The organism is Streptosporangium sp. NPDC000239 (genome assembly GCF_040300765.1).
GTDB lineage: Bacteria > Actinomycetota > Actinomycetes > Streptosporangiales > Streptosporangiaceae > Streptosporangium.
In genome coordinates, this window is the sequence record NZ_JBEPEI010000006.1 from 376,772 (window position 1) to 393,853 (window position 17,082).

Consider the following 17,082-nt stretch of genomic DNA (forward strand, 5'->3'; position numbering starts at 1 on the left):
GAATGCTGGAGAACCTTCAGGAGCGTCTCGACGGGATCGCCCGTGAACACGGCGTGCCCGGCGCCTCGCTCGCGCTCTGGGCCGGCGGTGAGCTGATCCAGGTCGCCACCGGCGTGGTCAACCGGGACACCGGCGTGGAGACCACGCCGGACAGCGTCTTCCAGGTCGGCTCGACCACCAAGGTCTGGACCGCCACGCTGGTCATGCAGCTCGTGGACGAGGGCCTGGTCGACCTGGACCGTCCGGTTCGGGACTATCTGCCGGAGTTCGCCGTCGCCGACGGCTCGGAGAAGGTCATCACCGTCAGGCACCTGCTCACCCACAGCGGCGGCTTCGACGGTGACCTGTTCGAGGACACCGGGCGCGGCGACGACTGCCTGGACAAGTACATCGGCTTCCTGCACGACGCGGGGCACGTCCACGAGCCCGGAGCCCTGTTCTCCTACTGCAACTCCGGCTACTGCGTGCTCGGCGCCCTGGTCGCCAGGCTGCGCGGCACCACCTGGGAGCAGGCCATGCGCGAGCACCTGCTCGGGCCGCTCGGCGCGACGCACTGGGCGCTGCTGCCCGAGGAGGCCATCCTGTTCCGGGCGGCGGCCGGGCACCTCGGCCCCGACGGCGCCGTCCACCGGTCGTGGGCGATGCCGCGCTCCAACGCCCCCGCGGGCTCGACCATGTGCCTGGCCCTGCGCGAGCTGGTCCGCTTCGGCCGCATGTTCGTCGCGGGCGGCGTGGCGCAGGACGGCACCCGGCTGCTGTCGGAGGAGGCCGTCGCCGCCATGCGGACCGGGCAGATCGACGTGCCCGGCGTTCCCGGGCTGCTCGCCGACCGCTGGGGCCTGGGGTTCGAGCTGTTCGACTGGGGCGGCGAGGTCTACGGGCACGACGGCGGCACGATCGGGCAGAGCACGTTCTGGCGGGTCGTGCCCGGGTCGGACTTCGTGATCGCGATGAGCGTCAACGGCGGCTCCGTCGCCGGGATGATCTCCGACCTGGCGCTGCCGCTGATCCGCGAGGTCACCGGCCTGCCCGTGCCCGACCTGCCCGTCCCGGCTCCCGCGCCGGGGGAGGTCGATCCGTCGCCCTACCTCGGTGAGTACTCCGGGCCGATGTACAGCTGGGAGGTGGCCGGGGCTCCCGGCGGCCTGGACGTCACCCTGGTCCCCGGCGAGTTCATGCGGCAGACCGGCCAGACGCGGACCACCACCCGGTTCGTGCACCACGAGGGCCACTCCTTCATCGCGGCCGAGCCCAGGGGCGGCATGCACGAGACGGTCACCTTCGTGGTCGGCGAGGACGGGCGGATCACCCACCTGCACTCGGGCGCCAGGACGCTGCGTCGTGTCTGAGATCTCCGGCGCGCTGCGCGCGGTGTTCGAGGAGGCGGAGACCGAGGGCTTCGTCCACGTCCGGGAGATCGACGGCGACGCCGAGGTCTGCCTCGGCGCCGACGACCCGGTGGTGCTCGCCTCGGTGTTCAAGCTTCCGATCCTGCTGGAGTACGCCAGGCAGGCGGCGGACGGGAGGCTGGAGCGCACCGAGCGGCTGACGGTGACCGGGGCCGACAAGGACGGCGGCATCGGCACCTCCGGGTGCGTGGACGACGTCTCGCTCACCCTGCGCGACCTGGCCCACTTCATGATGACCATGAGTGACAACGCGGCGACCGACGTGCTGCTGCGCCGGGTCGGGCTCGGCAACGTGCACGCCACGCTGCGCGAGCTGGGCCTGGAGCGGACCCGGCTGATCGGCGGCTGCGCCGAACTGCTGGGCAGCGTGGTCACCGAACTCGGCCTGTCCGGCCTGGACGACGAGGAGGGGCTCGCCGCGGTCACCGAGGAGCGGATCAGGTCGCTCGCCGTGCGCGACCCCGAGCGGACGACCTCCGGTACGCCCCGGGAGATCACCACCCTGCTGGGCCTGATCTGGCGGGACGAGGCCGGTCCGGCCGAGGCGTGCGCCGAGGCGCGCAGGATCCTGGGCAACCAGATCTGGCCGCACCGCCTGTCCTCCGCGTTCGGCGACGAGGTGAAGATCTCCGGGAAGACCGGAACGCTCTGGGGCATCCGCAACGAGGCGGGCGTGCTGGAGTATCCGGACGGGCGGCGGTACGCGGCGGCGGTCTTCCTGCGGACCCGCTCGTTCGGGCTCAGGCTGCCCAAGGCGGACGCGGCCATCGGTCGTGCGGTTCGTGTGGCGATAGACCATCTGCGCACCTAATGTCACTTTATGTCCATTATCGTGAGCGGATGAGCAATCGGCCACGTTCCAGCCTCCGACGCATCCTGGAAGACCTGGGAAGCACGGTGCTGGACGTGGCCGCCTCGCCCGGCGAGCTCGACGCCGAGGTCACCGGCGTGCACATCTACGACCCCCTCGACGAGCTGTTGCTCGCCGAGGGGAACATCCTGCTGGCCGTCGGGGTCGACCGCGCCGAGCAGATCTGCGCCCTGCTCGACGCGGCGGGCCCGGCGGCGGGCGTCGTCGTCAAGCAGCCCGTCGACGTCGACGAACTCGTCCGCGCCAAGGTGCTGGAGACCGGGGTCGCCGTCCTCGGGCTGACCAGGGCCGCCTCCTGGGCGCAGGTGGCGGCCCTGCTGCGCTCCCTGCTGGCCGAGGGCGACCTGGCCGAGCCGGGGGAGGCCCCTGCCGACGACCTGTTCTCGCTGGCCAACGCCGTGTGCGCGCTGCTGGACGCCCCGGTGACCATCGAGGACCGCTCCTCCAGGGTGCTGGCCTACTCGGGACGGCAGGACGAGGCCGACCCGGGCCGTGTCGAGACGGTGCTCGGCCGCCAGGTGCCCATGCGCTACCGGCGGATGCTGGAGGAACGCGGCTTCTTCAGGAAGCTCTACCAGAGCCACGAGCCGATCTACCTGGAACTGGACGGCGACAGCATCCACCGGGCCGCGGTCGCCGTACGGTCGGGCGACGAGATCCTCGGCTCCATCTGGGCCGCGGTGCGCGAACCGCTGAGCGACCAGCGGCAGCGCGCCCTCGCCGACGCCGCCAAGATCGTCGCCCTGCAGCTGCTGCGGCAGCGGGCCGGGGCCGACACCCGCCGCAGGCTCCGCGCCGACCTGCTGTCGACCGTGCTGGCCGGGGGCAAGGACGCCGCGGAGGCCGCGGGACGGCTCGGCGTCGCCAGCGAACGGCTGTGCGTGCTCGCCGCCCAGCTCAGCGGCAGGTCCGACGGCGACGCCGCGCGCAGGGAGAGCGACAGGCAGCGCTTCTGCGACGCGCTCGCCCTGCACGTCGGGGCCATCCACCCCAAGGCGGCGGCCGCGCTGGTCGGCTCGGTCGCCTACGCCGTCCTGCCGCTGCACGCGGGCAGCGGCGGCGAGGAGGAGTCGCGGGCCGTACGGGTCGCCGAGAGCTTCCTGGCCCGCGTCGGCCCCAGACACCCCGCCAACATCGGGGTCGGGCGCCTGGCGGGAAACCTCTCCGAGGTGGCCAGGTCCAGGGCCGACGCCGACAGGGCGCTGCGCGTGCTGCGCGCCAGGGAGGCCTCCGGCGCCGTCGCCGGCTACACCGGCGTGCACTTCGAGGCGCTGCTGCTGCAGCTGGCCGACCTGGCCGAGGCGGAGGAGCAGGCGCCGACCGGCCCCTACGAACGGCTGCTGGCCTACGACGCCGAACACGGCAGCGAGCTCGTCCCCACCCTGCGGGCCTACCTCGACGCCTTCGGCGACGTCAACGCCGCCGCGGCCAGGGTCCACGTGCACGCCAACACCTTCCGTTACCGGCTGAAGCGGCTCACCGAGATCGGCGGCCTGGACCTGGGCGACTCCGAGGCCAGGCTGACCGTGATGCTCCAGATGCGGATCTTCGGCAGATAACACGACGGGCGACCCGCTTTTTGTGATTGAGCACGAAGAACGAGCCGCGCGAAAGAGCGATTGTGGGGCATCGCCCTCCACCTTCCTGGAGTTCCGTTGACATCCTCCTCTCCCTGAAGGGAGGGGATTCCCGCGGTCGCCCGTGGGGGTTCCTGCTTCACGGCCAGTTGCCCGCCCGAGAGGACTCTCGTTGAGGTCTTACACCAGCTCAGCAGGCGTTTTACCTCTCCGCCAGCCCGGCGGCGAGGATGTTCTTCGCGGCGTTGACGTCCCGGTCGTGGACCGCGCCGCATGGGCAGGCCCACTCCCGGACGTTCAGCGGCATCCTGCCTTGCAGGGTCCCGCACGCCGAGCACAGCTTCGAACTCGGGAACCAGCGGTCCACCGCCACCAGTTCCCGCCCGTACCACCGGGCTTTGTACTCCAGCATCAAGCGCAGTTCCCGCCAGGAGGCATCCGAGATGGCGCGGGCCAGCGAGCGGTTCCTCATCATGTTGCGGACGGTCAGGTCCTCCACGGCGATCACTTGGTTCTCGCGAACAAGCCGTGTGGTGACCTTGTGCAGGTGATCCCTCCTGCGGTCGGCGATCCGGGCGTACACCTTGGCCACCTTCAGCTTGGCTTTGGCCCGGTTCGCACTGCCCTTCTCCTTGCGGGCGAGCGCCCGCTGAGCCTTGGCCAGTTTGCGCCGGTCGACCCGCTCGTGACGCGGGTTGGCGATCTTCTCTCCGGTCGAGAGGACGAGCAGGTGGTTCAGGCCCGCGTCGATTCCCACGTTCGCTTCGACGGACGGAAGCGGAGCGATCTTTTCCTCGACCAGCAGGGACACGAACCAGCGGCCCGCGGCGTCTTTCGACACGGTCACCGTGGACGGCTCCGCGTCCTGCGGGAGCGGGCGCGACCACACGATGTTCAGCGGCGCGTCCATCTTCGCCAGCGTCAACCGGCCGTCCCTCCAGCGGAACGCCGAGCGGGTGTACTCCGCCGACGGCCGCGACTTCTTCTTGCTCTTGAACGTCGGGTACTTCGCGCGCTTGGCGAAGAAGTTCGCGAACCCCGCCTGAAGGTGGCGGAGTGCCTGCTGAAGCGGGACGGACGACACCTCGGACAGGAAGTCGTGGTCGCCGTCGCGCTTCCACTCGGTCAGACGCGCGGACGACTCCACGTAGGAGACGCGGCGCCCTTCCAAGGTGTAGGCGCGGGTCCGCTCCTCAAGCGCTTTGTTGTAGACGAGGCGGACGCAGCCGAACGTCCGGGCGAGATCTTCGGCCTGCTCGGGGGTCGGGTGGAAGCGGTACTTGTAGGCCCGCTTCACGATCTGCGCCATGCCTCACATTCTAACAACGATCAGCTAAGGCTCGTCCGTGCGTTCGATACAGCGGCGCCGTGCCACGTTTCCTCCCTGCCCTGAAGGACGGGGTATCCACGCTCAAGGAGCTTCGATGAAAAAGACAGGAGCGGTGGCCGCTCTCGCCACCCTGAGCCTGCTCGCGACCGCCTGTGGCGGCACCTCCGACGGCCCCTCGGGCAAGGCCGCGGCGGGAGGCACCTTCTCCTTCGCGCTCAGCGCCGATCCCGGAGCGCTCGACCCGGCCATGGGCATCCTCGGGGTCACCAACACCACGCTGTCGCTGGCCTATGACACCCTGGTCGCCTACGCCCCGGACGGGAAGCTCCTGCCCAGGCTCGCCGAGAAGTGGGACGTCAAGCCGGACTCGGTGACCTTCACTCTGCGCAAGGACGTCACCTGCTCCGACGGCTCCAAGCTCACCCCGTCCGACGTGGCCGAGAACGTCAGGCACATCGCCGACCCCGCGACGCAGTCCCCCGTGTACGGCGTGCTCGTCCCCGCCGGGATGAAGGCCGAGGCGGACGACGCGGCGGGCACCGTGACGCTCTCCACGCCCCAGCCGTTCAGCTTCATCCTGGAGAGCACCACGCTGATGTTCGTGGTCTGCGGCAAGGGGCTCAAGGACCGTTCCTCGATCGCGCACGCCTCCTCGGGCTCGGGGCCGTACACGCTGACCGAGGCGGTGCCCAGCGACCACTACACCTTCAAGCTGCGTGAGGACTACGTCTGGGGGCCGGGTGGCGCGGCGACGAAGGGGTCCGGCATGCCGGAGAAGGTCGTGCTGAAGGTCGTGCCGAACGAGCAGACCGCCGCCAACATGCTGATCTCCGGCGACATCAACGGGGCGATGGTCTACGGCGCCGACCGCAAGCGTCTTGAGGCCACCCCGGGCATGGGCAAGACGATCGCGTCGGCGGGCAACGGGCAGTTCTTCTACCACCAGGGCGACGACCGGCCCGCCAAGGACCCGGCGGTGCGCAAGGCGCTCACCCAGGCGATCAACCTCCCCGAACTGGCCGGGATCGCCACCAGCGGCACGGGACGGCCGGCGACCGGGCTGGTCGGCGACCCCAAGCCCTGCCAGGGCGACAGCGTCACCGGCCACGTCCCGGCGTTCGACCCGGCGGCCTCCGCCGCGGCGCTGGACGCGGCGGGCTGGAAGGCCGGAGCCGACGGCATCCGCGTCAAGGACGGCAAGCGGCTCAGCCTGCGCCTGCTGTACATCACCACCAAGGGCGCGGCGACCCAGGCCGCCAACGAGTACCTCGCCCAGTCCTGGAAGAAGGCGGGCGTCGAGGTCACGCTGAACGGCGTCATCGACACCAAGCTGTCGGAGTCGCTCAACGCCGCCCAGGACTGGGACGTGGTCTGGCTGCCCATCGGGGTCACGCTTCCCACCCAGCTCGTCGGGTTCCTGTCCGGCCCCGCGGCCCCCAAGGGCGCCAACTTCGCCCACCTGAGCAACCAGCGCTACAGCGAACTCGTCGCCGAGGCCGTGACCAAGCCCGGCGAGGAGGGCTGCAAGCTCTGGTCCCAGGCCGAGTCGGCCCTGTTCGAGGCCTCCGACCTGGTGCCCGCCGTGGACACCACCATGCTCATCGCCAAGCGGAACGCCACATTCGACATGGTGGCGGGCACGTTCGTGCCGACCTCCATCCGGATGACCGAGGCGGGCTGAGTGGCCGTCATCCCTCGTCTGCGGGGCCGCCGCCCGTCCACGGACGGCGGCTCCCGGGGCCGCGCGCGAGGGGCGTTCGTGCTGCGGCACCTCGTCCGTTTCGTGATCTCGCTGGCCGTGCTGCTCGTCGCGTCGTTCGCGATGATCCACCTCATCCCGGGCGACCCGGTGCGCGCCTCGCTCGGCCCGGCGGCCCCGGTCGAACTGGTGGAGGCGAGGCGCGCGGCCCTCGGTCTCGACCAGCCGATCCTCACCCAGCTCGCCTCCTACGTCGGCCACGTGGTCTCCGGCGACTTCGGCACCTCCTTCCTCAGCGGGGAGCCGGTCGGCGAGGTCATCGCCTCCCGGCTGCCGAACACCCTGGCGCTGGCCCTGCTCGCGACCGTCGTCGCCCTGCTGGTGGCGGTCCCGCTCGGCATGTGGGCGGGGGTCCGTACGGAGAACGGCCGCAACCGGGGCACCGAGGCGGCCTTCACCTCGGCCACCGGCACGGCCGTCGCGATACCGGAGTTCCTCTACGCCATCGCCGCGGTGGCCCTGTTCGCCATCGGGCTCGGCTGGTTCCCGCCCGCGGGCAAGGGCGGCCCCGATTCCTACGTGCTGCCCGTCCTGGCCCTGGCCATCGCCCCCGCCGCGATGATCGCCCGCATCTCCCGGGTGGAGACGCTGCGCGAACTCGGCAGCGACTACGTACGGCTGGCACGTGCCAAACGGCTGCCCTCCGCCCGGATCCACCTGCGGCACGTCCTGCCCAACACGCTCACCGCGACCCTCACCATCGGCGGCCTGCTGCTCACCGGCCTGATCGCCGGGAGTGTGCTGGTCGAGTACGTCTTCGCCTGGCCCGGTCTCGGCCTGCGGATCGTGGAGTCGATCACCCAGAAGGACTATCCCGTCGCCCAGGGCGTGATCCTCGTCTACGGCGCGATCGTGCTCGTGGTGAACCTGCTCGTCGACGTGCTGCTCGGCCTGCTCGACCCGACCTCCGCCCTGAAGGAGACCTGATGCGGCACCTGCTGCGGACCCCGGCCGGGCTCGCCGGGACCATACTGGTCACGCTCATGGTGGTCCTCGCCGTCATCGGGCCGCCGATCTGGGGGGCGGAGGCCGAGCGCATCAACCCGGCGGCCATCCTCCAGGGGGTCTCGGGCGAACACCTTCTCGGCACCGACAACCTGGGCCGGGACATCCTGGCCAGGGTGCTCGTCGCCGGACGGCTCTCCCTCGTCCTGGCCCTGCTGACCACGCTCATCGGCGCGGCCGCGGGCGTCGTGCTCGGCGCGCTGCCCTCGGTGCTGCCCCGCAGGGGCGCCCGCCTGGTCACCGGCACGGTCAACGCCCTGGTCGCCTTCCCCAGCCTGCTGCTGGCCATGTTCACCGCGGTGATCTCCGGGCTGGGCGCCAAGGGCGCCGTGCTCGGCATCGGCGTGGCCCTCGCGCCCGGCTTCGCGCGGCTCACCCAGACGCTCGCCGCCTCCGTCGCGAGCGCCGACTACGTGGCGGCCTCCAGGATGCTCGGCGTGCCCCGGATGCGGGTCATGACCCGCCACGTCCTGCCCAACATCGCCGAACCGCTGATCCTCAACCTCACCCAGGCGCTGGGCAACGCCCTGCTCGCGCTGGCCGGGATGTCCTTCCTCGGGCTCGGCGTGCAGCCTCCGTCGTTCGACTGGGGCCGTCTGCTGTTCGACGGGTTCGGCCGCATCTACGACACCCCGGCCGTCGCCCTCGGCCCCGCCGTGGCGGTCGCGCTCGCGGGCATCGGGTTCAACCTGCTCGGAGACGCCCTGGCCAGGGCCGCGGCACGCGGCGGCGCGGCGGTCAAGGCCGCCCCCGCGGGCGCGGCCGTACCCCGGCAGGAGACCGAGCCCGACCCCGAGGCCGTCCTGGAGGTGCGCGACCTCACCGTCACCTTCCCCGGCGGCGTGACCCCGGTCCGCGGCCTGTCGCTGACCATCGCGCCCGGTGAGATCGTCGGCCTGGTCGGCGAGTCGGGCAGCGGCAAGAGCCTGACCGCCTCGGCCGTCGGCGGCCTGGTGCCCTACCCGGGCGAGGTGACGGCGAGCAGGCTGCGGCTGTGCGGCTCCGACCTCGACGACCTGACCGAGCAGCAGCGCCGCAAGCTGCTCGGCACCTCGCTCGCCATGGTCTTCCAGGACCCGATGGCCTCCCTCAACCCCGCGCTGCGGATCGGCGGCCAGCTCGCCGAGGTGTCCACCGTGCACCAGGGGGCGGGGCGCGCCCAGGCCTGGGAACGGGCGGTCGACCGCCTCGACCACGTGCGCATCCCCGAACCCGCCAGGCGGGCCCGCCAGCACCCCCACGAGCTGTCCGGCGGCATGCGCCAGCGCGTGGTGATCGCGATGGGCCTGATGGGCACGCCACGGCTCATCATCGCCGACGAGCCGACCACCGCGCTCGACGTGACGGTGCAGCGGCAGATCCTGCGCCTGCTGCGCCAGGTGACCGCGGAGACCGGCGCCGCCACCCTGTTCATCTCCCACGACATCGCCGTGGTCGGGGAGCTGTGCCACCGGGTCGTCGTCATGTACGCGGGCAGGGTGGTCGAGGAACTGCCCGTCGAGCAGCTCGCCACGGGCGCCGCGCACCCCTACACCCGCGCCCTGGTCGCCTCGCTGCCCGACATGGACACCGACAGGTCCCTGCCGCTGGCCAGCATCCCCGGCCGTCAGCCCGCCCCGGCCGAGGTCGGTTCCGGCTGCGCCTTCGCCGACCGCTGCGAGCTGGCCAGCGACCGCTGCGCAGAACTGCCGCCCCTCGTCCCGTACGGCAAGGCGCACCGCGTCGCCTGCTGGGAGGCCTCATGATCATCAAGAACCTGACGGTGCGGTTCGGCGCCTTCACCGCCGTCGACGACGTCACGCTGGAGATCCCGCCGGGGGCGATCGTCGGGCTGGTCGGGGAGTCCGGCTCGGGCAAGTCGACCCTGGCCAAGGCGGTGACCGGGCTGGTGCCGTACCGGGGGGAGATCACCGGGGCCGATCCGCGGCGCATCCAGATGGTCTTCCAGAATCCCTACGCCTCCCTCGACCCCAGGATGACCGTCGGCGCCTCGGTCGGCGAGGGGCTCCGCCTGCCCCGCGCGGAACGCCGGGCCGAGGTCGAGCGGCTGCTCTCGCTGGTCTCGCTGCCCGCGGCCCTGGCCGGTCGCTACCCGCGCGAGCTGTCGGGCGGCATGCGGCAGCGGGTGGCCGTCGCCAGGGCGCTGGGCGCCAGGCCGGAGCTGCTGGTCGCCGACGAGATCACCTCCGCCCTGGACGTCTCCGTGCAGGGCGCGGTGCTCAACCTCGTCCGCTCGCTGCGCGAGGAACTCGGCCTGTCGATGCTGTTCATCTCGCACAACCTCGCCGTGGTCCGCTACGTCTCCGACGTCGTCGCGGTGATGCACCAGGGCAGGCTGGTGGAGACGGGGCCGACCGAGGAGGTCGTCGGCGCCCCGCGGCACGACTACACCCGCTCCCTGCTCGAAGCCGTCCCCCGCCTGGGCCGTACCTCCTGAGACGTCACGGCCTGGGGGCGCCGATCGGGTTGGGCACCGGGACGACACCGGTGTCGACGAGGTGCCTGCCGAGCGGGGCGGCCAGCGCGACGACCTCCTTGAGGCCGGACTCCCCGAGGGCGGTGACCGGGTCGGCGGCCAGCCGGTCGGTGGCGTCCTCGATCTCGCGCCGCAGCCGCTCACCGGACCCGGTCAGCCGCCCGGCGCGGTCGAGCAGCCCCCTGGCGGTGAGCACGTCGTGGCTCTCCCGCCACTCCTCGTCGCTCCAGCCCCGGTTGATCTGGATGGACTCCCTGGTGATCGCCCCGGTGGCCACGTGGGTGAGGATGGCGTCCAGCCCCCGCAGCCCGGCGTGCACCGACGCGATGACGTGCCCGTCCCCCCGGTGCTCACGGAGCACCGTCGCCGCCAGCCACAGGCGCCCCACGGGGTCAGGGGGAGCCGGGACGCCGGACCACCCGGCCGCCAGCGGCCTGCCGTCGAAACGGCACGCCCCGGCCGCCGTCTCCAGCAGCGACGCCAGCCGTTCCAGACCGTCCCGGCCGGGTGGCAGCGCCCGTTCCAGCACGGCGCGTACGGCGTCGAGCCGGGCGGCGAGCACGTCCCCCGGAGAGGCGTGGGTCCAGGCGCCGGGAAGCGCCCTGGCGACCCTGCCGGGGGCGAAGCCGTACAGCACGGCCGTGGCGGCGGGGGCGTCGAGCGGGCCGAGCGGCGCGACCCGCCCGGTGAGGTAACCCGCCCACCACCCCGGCAGCCCCAGCGCCCTGGCCGCCTCGGCGGGCTCGGGCGTGAAGTACACCGCGGCGTGCAACGGCTCGACGGACCGCCAGAGACGTCTGGCCGATGTGGGGTCCACGGGCGTCCTCCTCTCGGATCCTCTCGGCCCCAGTGTGCTGGCCGGTCCGGACGGAGAACAGCGCCGTTTTCGGAAAGCGGACCGGAAACCGGCGCCCCGGCCTCTTCGGCGACGTCGTGGTGAACCGAAACCATCCGGAAGGGAAACTCGACCGGGGACCGGAAAAGGAGCATCCTCGTGTGGAGAGTAAGGTTGCCCTGCCCTAAATTAGGTAAGCCTTCGTAGTTTTCCCGGGAGTCCAGGTGTTCGCCAGCTACCTCATCGGACTGCGAGAGGGCCTCGAAGCGACCCTCGTCGTCTCCGTCCTCGTCGCCTTCCTCGTCAAGAGCGACAGGAAGAACCGGCTTCCCCAGGTCTGGGCGGGCGTCGGCGTGGCCGTCGCCCTCTCCATCGGGTTCGGCGCCCTGCTGACCTTCACCGCGGCGCACCTCAGCCACGGCCAGCAGGAGATGTTCGACGCCGTCACCTCACTGCTGGCGACGGTCTTCGTCACCTGGATGATCTTCTGGATGCGCCGGGCCGCCCGCTCCCTCTCCGGTGAGCTGCGGGCCAGGCTGGACGAGGCCATCCAGGTGGGCACCGGCGCCGTCGTGGTCATGTCCTTCCTGGCCGTGGCCCGCGAGGGGCTGGAGACCGCCCTGCTGTTCTTCGCCTCCGTGCAGGGCGCGACGACGTCGGCGAGCCCGCTGATCGGCATCACCCTGGGCATCCTCACCGCCGTCGCCCTCGGCTGGGGCCTGTACCGCAGCGCACTGCGGATCAACCTGACCGTCTTCTTCACCTGGACGGGCCTGCTGCTGATCCTGGTCGCCGGGGGCATCTTCAAGTACGGCGTGCACGACCTGCAGGAGGCCAACATCCTGCCCGGCCTGTCCACCTACGCCTTCGACATCAGCTCCGTCATGCCCGCCGACTCCTGGTACGGCGCGCTGGTGTCCGGGATGTTCAACATCACCCCGCAGCCGAGCGTGCTGGAGACCGCCGCCTGGCTCCTCTACGTCGTGCCCACCCTCTTCCTCTTCCTGCGGCCCCAGCGCAAGCGGCCCGCCTCCCCGCCCCTCTCCGTCTCCGACCCGCGTCCCGCGGCATGAAACCAGGGTTCAACATGCGTACTCCCATCGTCGTCGCCATCGGATTCCTCGCCATGGCGGGCCTGACCGCCTGCTCAGGCGGCGGCACCCCCGCCGCGAGCCCGCAGGCGGCGAGCAGCTCGGCGGGCGGCCCCATCGCCGTCGCCGCGAACGACACCGAGTGCAAGGTCGCGGTCACCGAGGTCACCGCGGGCACCTCGACCTTCACGATCACCAACGCCGGCAGCAAGGTGACCGAGTTCTACGTCTACGCCCCCGGTGACCGGGTGATGGGCGAGGTGGAGAACATCGTGCCCGGCCTGACCCGTGAGGTGATCGTCGAGCTGCCCGCGGGCGCCTACGAGACCGCCTGCAAGCCGGGCATGACCGGCAAGGGCATCAGGGGCCCGCTGAAGGTGACCGGCGAGCACAAGCCGCTCAGCGACGACGCCAAGCTGGCCGAGGCGACGGCGGGCTACAAGCGCTACATCAAGACCCAGAGCGACACCCTGCTGACCAAGACCCAGGAGTTCGTCGACGCGGTCAAGGCCGGTGACATCGACAAGGCCAAGGCGCTCTTCCCGGTCGCGCGGACCTACTGGGAGCGGATCGAGCCGGTCGCGGAGATCTTCGGCGACCTTGACCCGGCCATCGACGCCAGGGAGAACGACCTGGCCGAGGGCGAGAAGTGGACCGGCTTCCACAAGATCGAGAAGGACCTCTGGGTCACCAAGGACGTCAGCAAGGACGGCCCGGTCGCCGACAAGCTGATGGCCGACATCAAGACCATCGTGGACAAGGCCAACGGCGCCGAGATCTCCCCGGTTCTGCTGGGCAACGGCGCCAAGGGCTTGCTGGACGAGGTGGCCTCCGGCAAGATCACCGGTGAGGAGGACCGTTACTCGCACACCGACCTGTGGGACTTCGACGCCAACCTGCAGGGTTCGAAGGCCGCCGTGCAGGCGCTCAGGCCGGTGCTTGAGGAGCGGGCTCCCGACCTGGTCAAGACACTTGACGAGAGGTTCGCCGCGACCGAGGCGGAGCTCGGCACGCACCGCGCGGGCGACGGATGGAAGCTCCACACCGAGCTGTCCAAGGACGAACTGAAGAAGCTGTCAGACTCGATCAACGCGCTGGCCGAACCGATCAGCAAGATCGCCGCGATCGTCGCGAAGTAACCGGGACCGTCGCCTGCGGCGCGGGCCGGACTGAGGAGAAGGCATGAGTGAGCGGATCAGCCGCAGGAAGCTGTTCGGCCTGGGCGCGGCGGGGGTCGCGGCGGCCGGGGCGGGTGTGGTCGCGCTGCGGGCGGGCGAGGGCGGGCAGGGCCCGACCGCGGCCCGTGTCGCCTCCGCCACCGACGCGGTGCCCTTCTACGGCGAGCACCAGGCGGGCATCGTCACCCCGGCCCAGGACCGGCTGCACTTCGTCGCCTTCGACGTCATCACCGGCAAGAAGGCCGAGCTCGACGAGCTGATGCAGGAGTGGACGGCCGCCGCGGCACGGATGACCCAGGGCAGGGAGGCGGGCACCTTCGGCGCCGTCGGCGGCCTGCCCGAGGCGCCTCCCGACGACACGGGGGAGGCGCTCGGGCTGCCGGCCTCCGGGCTCACCCTGACGGTCGGCTTCGGCGCCTCGCTGTTCGACGACAGGTTCGGCCTGGCGGCCCGCAGACCGGCCGCCATGGCCCCGCTGCCGAAGTTCCCCGGCGACGCCCTGCTGCCGGAGATCTCCGGCGGCGACATCTGCGTCCAGGCGTGCGCGCACGACCCCCAGGTCGCCGTGCACGCCGTGCGCAACCTGGCCCGCATCGGCTTCGGGCGGGTCTCGGTGCGCTGGTCGCAGCTCGGCTTCGGCCGTACCTCCTCGACCTCACGGGCCCAGGCGACGCCCCGCAACCTGATGGGGTTCAAGGACGGCACCAACAACCTCAAGCTGGAGGACGAGGCGCTGCTCGCCGAGCAGCTGTGGGTCGCCCCCGGCGACGGCCAGGACTGGATGACGGGCGGCAGCTACCTGGTCACCAGGAAGATCCGGATGATGGTCGAGACCTGGGACCGGGCCCCGCTGGACGAACAGCAGCAGATCTTCGGCCGTGACAAGGGCGAGGGCGCCCCGCTGGGGAGGAAGGCCGAGTTCGACCCGGTCGACTTCAACGCCAGGGACGCGGCGGGACAGCCGTTCATCAAGGCCGACGCCCACGTACGGCTGGCCCACCCCAGCAGCAACGGCAACGCCCACCTGCTGCGCAGGGGCTACAACTACGTGGACGGCTCGGACGGGCTCGGCCGCCTGGACGCGGGCCTGTTCTTCATGGCCTACCAGCGCGACCCGCACCGCCAGTTCGTCCCGATCCAGCTCTCCCTGGCCAGGCACGACGCGCTCAACGAGTACATCAAGCACGTGTCGAGCGGCCTGTTCGCCTGCCCGGGCGGGGTCCGCGACGCCGGAGACTACTGGGGCAGGACCCTGCTCACCTGAGCCGGGCCCGGCCGTGACGTACGGAGACGGCCCGCGCGGAGGTTGCGCGCGGGCCGTACGGCGTGCTCAGAAGGGGATCCACTCGGTGGAGACCGTGACCTCGTCGAGCAGCTCGGGGATGGGCTCGACGCCGATGCCCGGGCCGGTGGGAACCGGCAGGTGACCGTCCTGGAGGACGAACGGGGCGGTGATGTCGGTGGTGTAGTAACGGCTTGAGGCCGAGGTGTCACCGGGCAGGGTGAAGCCGGGCAGGGCCGCCAGGGCGACGTTGGCGGCGCGGCCGATGCCGGTTTCGAGCATGCCGCCACACCAGACGGCCACGCCGTGGGCACTGGCGAGGTCGTGGATGCGGCGGGCTTCGAGGTAACCGCCGACCCGGCCGGGCTTGATGTTGATGATCGAGCAGGAGCCCAGGGTGATGGCGGCGGCGGCGTGCTCGGCGGAGTGGATGGACTCGTCGAGGCAGACGGGGGTGCTCATCCGCTTGGCGAGCTGGGCGTGCTGGACGAGGTCGTCGTCGGCCAGGGGCTGTTCGATCAGCAGCAGGTCGAAGGCGTCGAGCTTGGCCAGGTGGGGGGCGTCGGCGAGGGTGTAGGCGGCGTTGGCGTCGGCCTGCAGGAGCAGGTCGGGGCCGAAGCGCTCCCGGACGGCGCGGACCGGGGCCAGGTCCCAGCCCGGCTCGATCTTGAGCTTGATGCGCCGGTAACCCTGGCCGACGTAGTCGTCGACGGCGTCGAGCAGGGCCTCGACGGAGTTCATGATGCCGACCGAGACGCCGCAGGGGACGGACGGGACGGCGGCGCCGAGATAGGAGCCGAGGGACTGGCCCGCGGTGCGCAGCCCGGCGTCGAGAACCGCGGTCTCCAGGGCGGACTTGGCCATCTGGTGGCCCCGGTAGCGGCGCAGGGCCCGGTGGACGGCGTTGATGTCGAAGGGGCCGGGCTGGGCCAGGTGGGGGACCAGCGCGGGGACGAGGTAGCGGCGCAGGACGTCGATGGCCGTCTCGGTGTACTCGGGGGAGTAGAGCGGGGCGGTCATCGCGGAGCACTCGCCCCACCCCTCGGTGTCCAGGGTCACCGCGCGCACGAGGAGGGTGTCGCGGTGGTGCTCGGTGCCGAAGGAGGTACGGAAGGGGGCGATGAGGGGCATCGTGATGCGACGGAGTTCGATTCCGGTGATCTTCATGATGTGTGCGGCCGGTGCCGCGTCTCCTTTGCGATGTGCCTGCTGTGGTGTGCCTGCGGTCTTCGGAGCGTCCTGAGGGGTCAGGCGGGGAGCCGGACGACGTAGCTGCTCTTGCGGTGGAAGCCGACGACCTGGGCGCCCCGCGCCATCAGGCCGCCGAGGACCTCGCGCAGGGCCTGGCGCCAGGCGCGGGCCGTGGACGGGTCGGTGTGGCGCAGCGTCTCGATGTCGGCGGGCAGGTCGATCAGCACGATCTCCGCGTCGGTACGGCCGGGCGCGGGGCGGCCGTCCCTGTCGCGCAGCCCGACGACGGCGTCCACCGGGACGTCCACCGCGTACGGCGTGCCCGCCGCCGCGGCGACGACGTGCGGGACGGTCAGCGGCCAGGTCGCCAGGACACGGTCGGACTCGTCACCGGCGTTGATCGCGTCGCCCATGACGCCGTAGAAGGACGGCAGGTACTCGGTGGGGAAGGCGCCGAGCTTGGCCAGGTTGAAGTGGGCGTTGCGGCGCACGAGCGGATCGTAGGTCCAGGTGATGGTGTCCAGGCCGCGGTCGAGGGCCCACAGACGCTGGTGCTGTTTGAGGGCGAAGCCGACGCCGTTGCCCAGGGTGGTCCCGGTGATGTGGGAGTGCAGCGCCTGTCCGGCGGGGGCGGCGAGGAAGCCGACCGAGGCCCCGACCATGCGCCCGTCCAGGTAGGCCCCGGTGATGTAGTTGCCCGCGTGCGACAGCGCCCGCATCAGTTCGACGCTGATCGGCGCGTTGCCCGGCTCCGACTGCCAGATCTCAACGAGCAGCCGGTACACCTCCTCCAGCTCCTCAAGGCGGTGGAGCTCACGGAGACTGACCCCGGTCGCGGTCGCGTCGAGCCCGACCCCGCTCATCGCAGTTCCCGCTGGAACAGACGCCGCACGTTGCCGCCCAGGATCTTGAGGATGTCCTCCTCGGGCAGCCCGCGCCGCAGGAGCGCCTCGGTGACCATGGGCAGGCCACGCGGCCCGTCGAGGCCGGGGATGGCGGCTGTGGCGTCGAGTCCGTCGGGGGCGGTGTCCTCGCAGCAGGGTGGGGTGGTGTCGTGGATGACTTCGCGGACGAAGTC

Annotated in this window: 14 protein-coding genes and 1 pseudogene; 10 read left to right on the forward strand and 5 right to left on the reverse strand. The window is 71.5% G+C overall.

All coding sequences use genetic code 11. From position 1 onward, the window contains the following. Positions 1-2: 2 nt before the first annotated feature. From ABT340_RS18960 to ABT340_RS18970, 3 genes are read left to right on the forward strand one after another with little or no spacing between them, the layout of a single operon-like run. Positions 3-1,349: a serine hydrolase domain-containing protein gene (locus ABT340_RS18960; protein WP_352012064.1), complete on the forward strand. Its 1,347-nt coding sequence runs from the start codon at positions 3-5 to the stop codon at positions 1,347-1,349. Then, positions 1,342-2,220: a serine hydrolase gene (locus tag ABT340_RS18965; RefSeq protein ID WP_352012065.1), complete on the forward strand. Its 879-nt coding sequence runs from the start codon at positions 1,342-1,344 to the stop codon at positions 2,218-2,220. The genes ABT340_RS18960 and ABT340_RS18965 overlap by 8 nt, the downstream gene beginning before the upstream one ends. 29 nt (positions 2,221-2,249) lie before the next feature. After that, positions 2,250-3,839: a PucR family transcriptional regulator gene (locus tag ABT340_RS18970; protein WP_352012066.1), complete on the forward strand. Its 1,590-nt coding sequence runs from the start codon at positions 2,250-2,252 to the stop codon at positions 3,837-3,839. A 220-nt stretch (positions 3,840-4,059) separates the two neighbouring features. Here the strand turns inward: ABT340_RS18970 and ABT340_RS18975 are convergent, their stop codons facing one another. Further along, positions 4,060-5,166, reverse strand: a complete 1,107-nt coding sequence (locus ABT340_RS18975) for an RNA-guided endonuclease InsQ/TnpB family protein (protein WP_352012067.1) — start codon at positions 5,164-5,166, stop codon at positions 4,060-4,062. A gap of 115 nt (positions 5,167-5,281) precedes the next feature. On the opposite strand from ABT340_RS18975, the gene ABT340_RS18980 reads away from it, so the two are divergent. From ABT340_RS18980 to ABT340_RS18995, 4 genes are read left to right on the forward strand one after another with little or no spacing between them, the layout of a single operon-like run. Then, positions 5,282-6,868 carry an ABC transporter substrate-binding protein gene (locus ABT340_RS18980; protein WP_352012068.1) on the forward strand — a complete coding sequence of 529 codons (1,587 nt, stop codon included), beginning with the start codon at positions 5,282-5,284 and terminating at the stop codon, positions 6,866-6,868. Continuing rightward, a complete protein-coding gene (locus ABT340_RS18985; RefSeq protein WP_352012069.1) occupies positions 6,869-7,873 on the forward strand; it encodes an ABC transporter permease in 1,005 nt (334 codons plus the stop codon). Beyond that, positions 7,873-9,696 carry a dipeptide/oligopeptide/nickel ABC transporter permease/ATP-binding protein gene (locus ABT340_RS18990; RefSeq protein ID WP_352012070.1) on the forward strand — a complete coding sequence of 608 codons (1,824 nt, stop codon included), beginning with the start codon at positions 7,873-7,875 and terminating at the stop codon, positions 9,694-9,696. Before ABT340_RS18985 ends, ABT340_RS18990 begins: the two co-directional genes overlap by 1 nt. Next, positions 9,693-10,388: an ABC transporter ATP-binding protein gene (locus ABT340_RS18995; protein ID WP_352012071.1), complete on the forward strand. Its 696-nt coding sequence runs from the start codon at positions 9,693-9,695 to the stop codon at positions 10,386-10,388. Before ABT340_RS18990 ends, ABT340_RS18995 begins: the two co-directional genes overlap by 4 nt. 4 nt (positions 10,389-10,392) lie before the next feature. Here the strand turns inward: ABT340_RS18995 and ABT340_RS19000 are convergent, their stop codons facing one another. Beyond that, on the reverse strand, positions 10,393-11,244 hold the full coding sequence (locus tag ABT340_RS19000; protein WP_352012072.1) for an SCO6745 family protein: 852 nt from the start codon (positions 11,242-11,244) through the stop codon (positions 10,393-10,395). Positions 11,245-11,486: 242 nt separating this feature from the next. Between ABT340_RS19000 and efeU the strand changes: the two genes are divergently transcribed. The 3 genes from efeU to efeB are packed head-to-tail and all read left to right on the forward strand — an operon-like array spanning position 11,487 to position 14,795. Continuing rightward, positions 11,487-12,335: an iron uptake transporter permease EfeU gene (efeU, locus tag ABT340_RS19005; RefSeq protein WP_352012073.1), complete on the forward strand. Its 849-nt coding sequence runs from the start codon at positions 11,487-11,489 to the stop codon at positions 12,333-12,335. Positions 12,336-12,349: 14 nt separating this feature from the next. Then, positions 12,350-13,492 carry an iron uptake system protein EfeO gene (efeO, locus tag ABT340_RS19010; RefSeq protein ID WP_352012074.1) on the forward strand — a complete coding sequence of 381 codons (1,143 nt, stop codon included), beginning with the start codon at positions 12,350-12,352 and terminating at the stop codon, positions 13,490-13,492. A gap of 43 nt (positions 13,493-13,535) precedes the next feature. Further along, complete coding sequence (efeB, locus tag ABT340_RS19015) at positions 13,536-14,795, forward strand: iron uptake transporter deferrochelatase/peroxidase subunit (RefSeq protein WP_352012075.1); 1,260 nt, start codon at positions 13,536-13,538, stop codon at positions 14,793-14,795. Between the two features lie 66 nt (positions 14,796-14,861). On the opposite strand, the gene menC is transcribed toward efeB, so the two are convergent. The 3 genes and pseudogenes from menC to ABT340_RS19030 form a co-directional block, all read right to left on the reverse strand. After that, the gene (gene menC, locus ABT340_RS19020) at positions 14,862-15,980 is read right to left on the reverse strand and encodes an o-succinylbenzoate synthase (protein ID WP_352012076.1); all 1,119 of its coding nucleotides are present in this window, start codon (positions 15,978-15,980) and stop codon (positions 14,862-14,864) included. Positions 15,981-16,060: 80 nt separating this feature from the next. Further along, complete coding sequence (locus tag ABT340_RS19025) at positions 16,061-16,867, reverse strand: GNAT family N-acetyltransferase (RefSeq protein ID WP_352012077.1); 807 nt, start codon at positions 16,865-16,867, stop codon at positions 16,061-16,063. Next, a pseudogene (locus ABT340_RS19030) lies at positions 16,864-17,082 on the reverse strand (membrane dipeptidase); the annotation flags it as partial. The gene ABT340_RS19025 and the pseudogene ABT340_RS19030, both read right to left, overlap by 4 nt.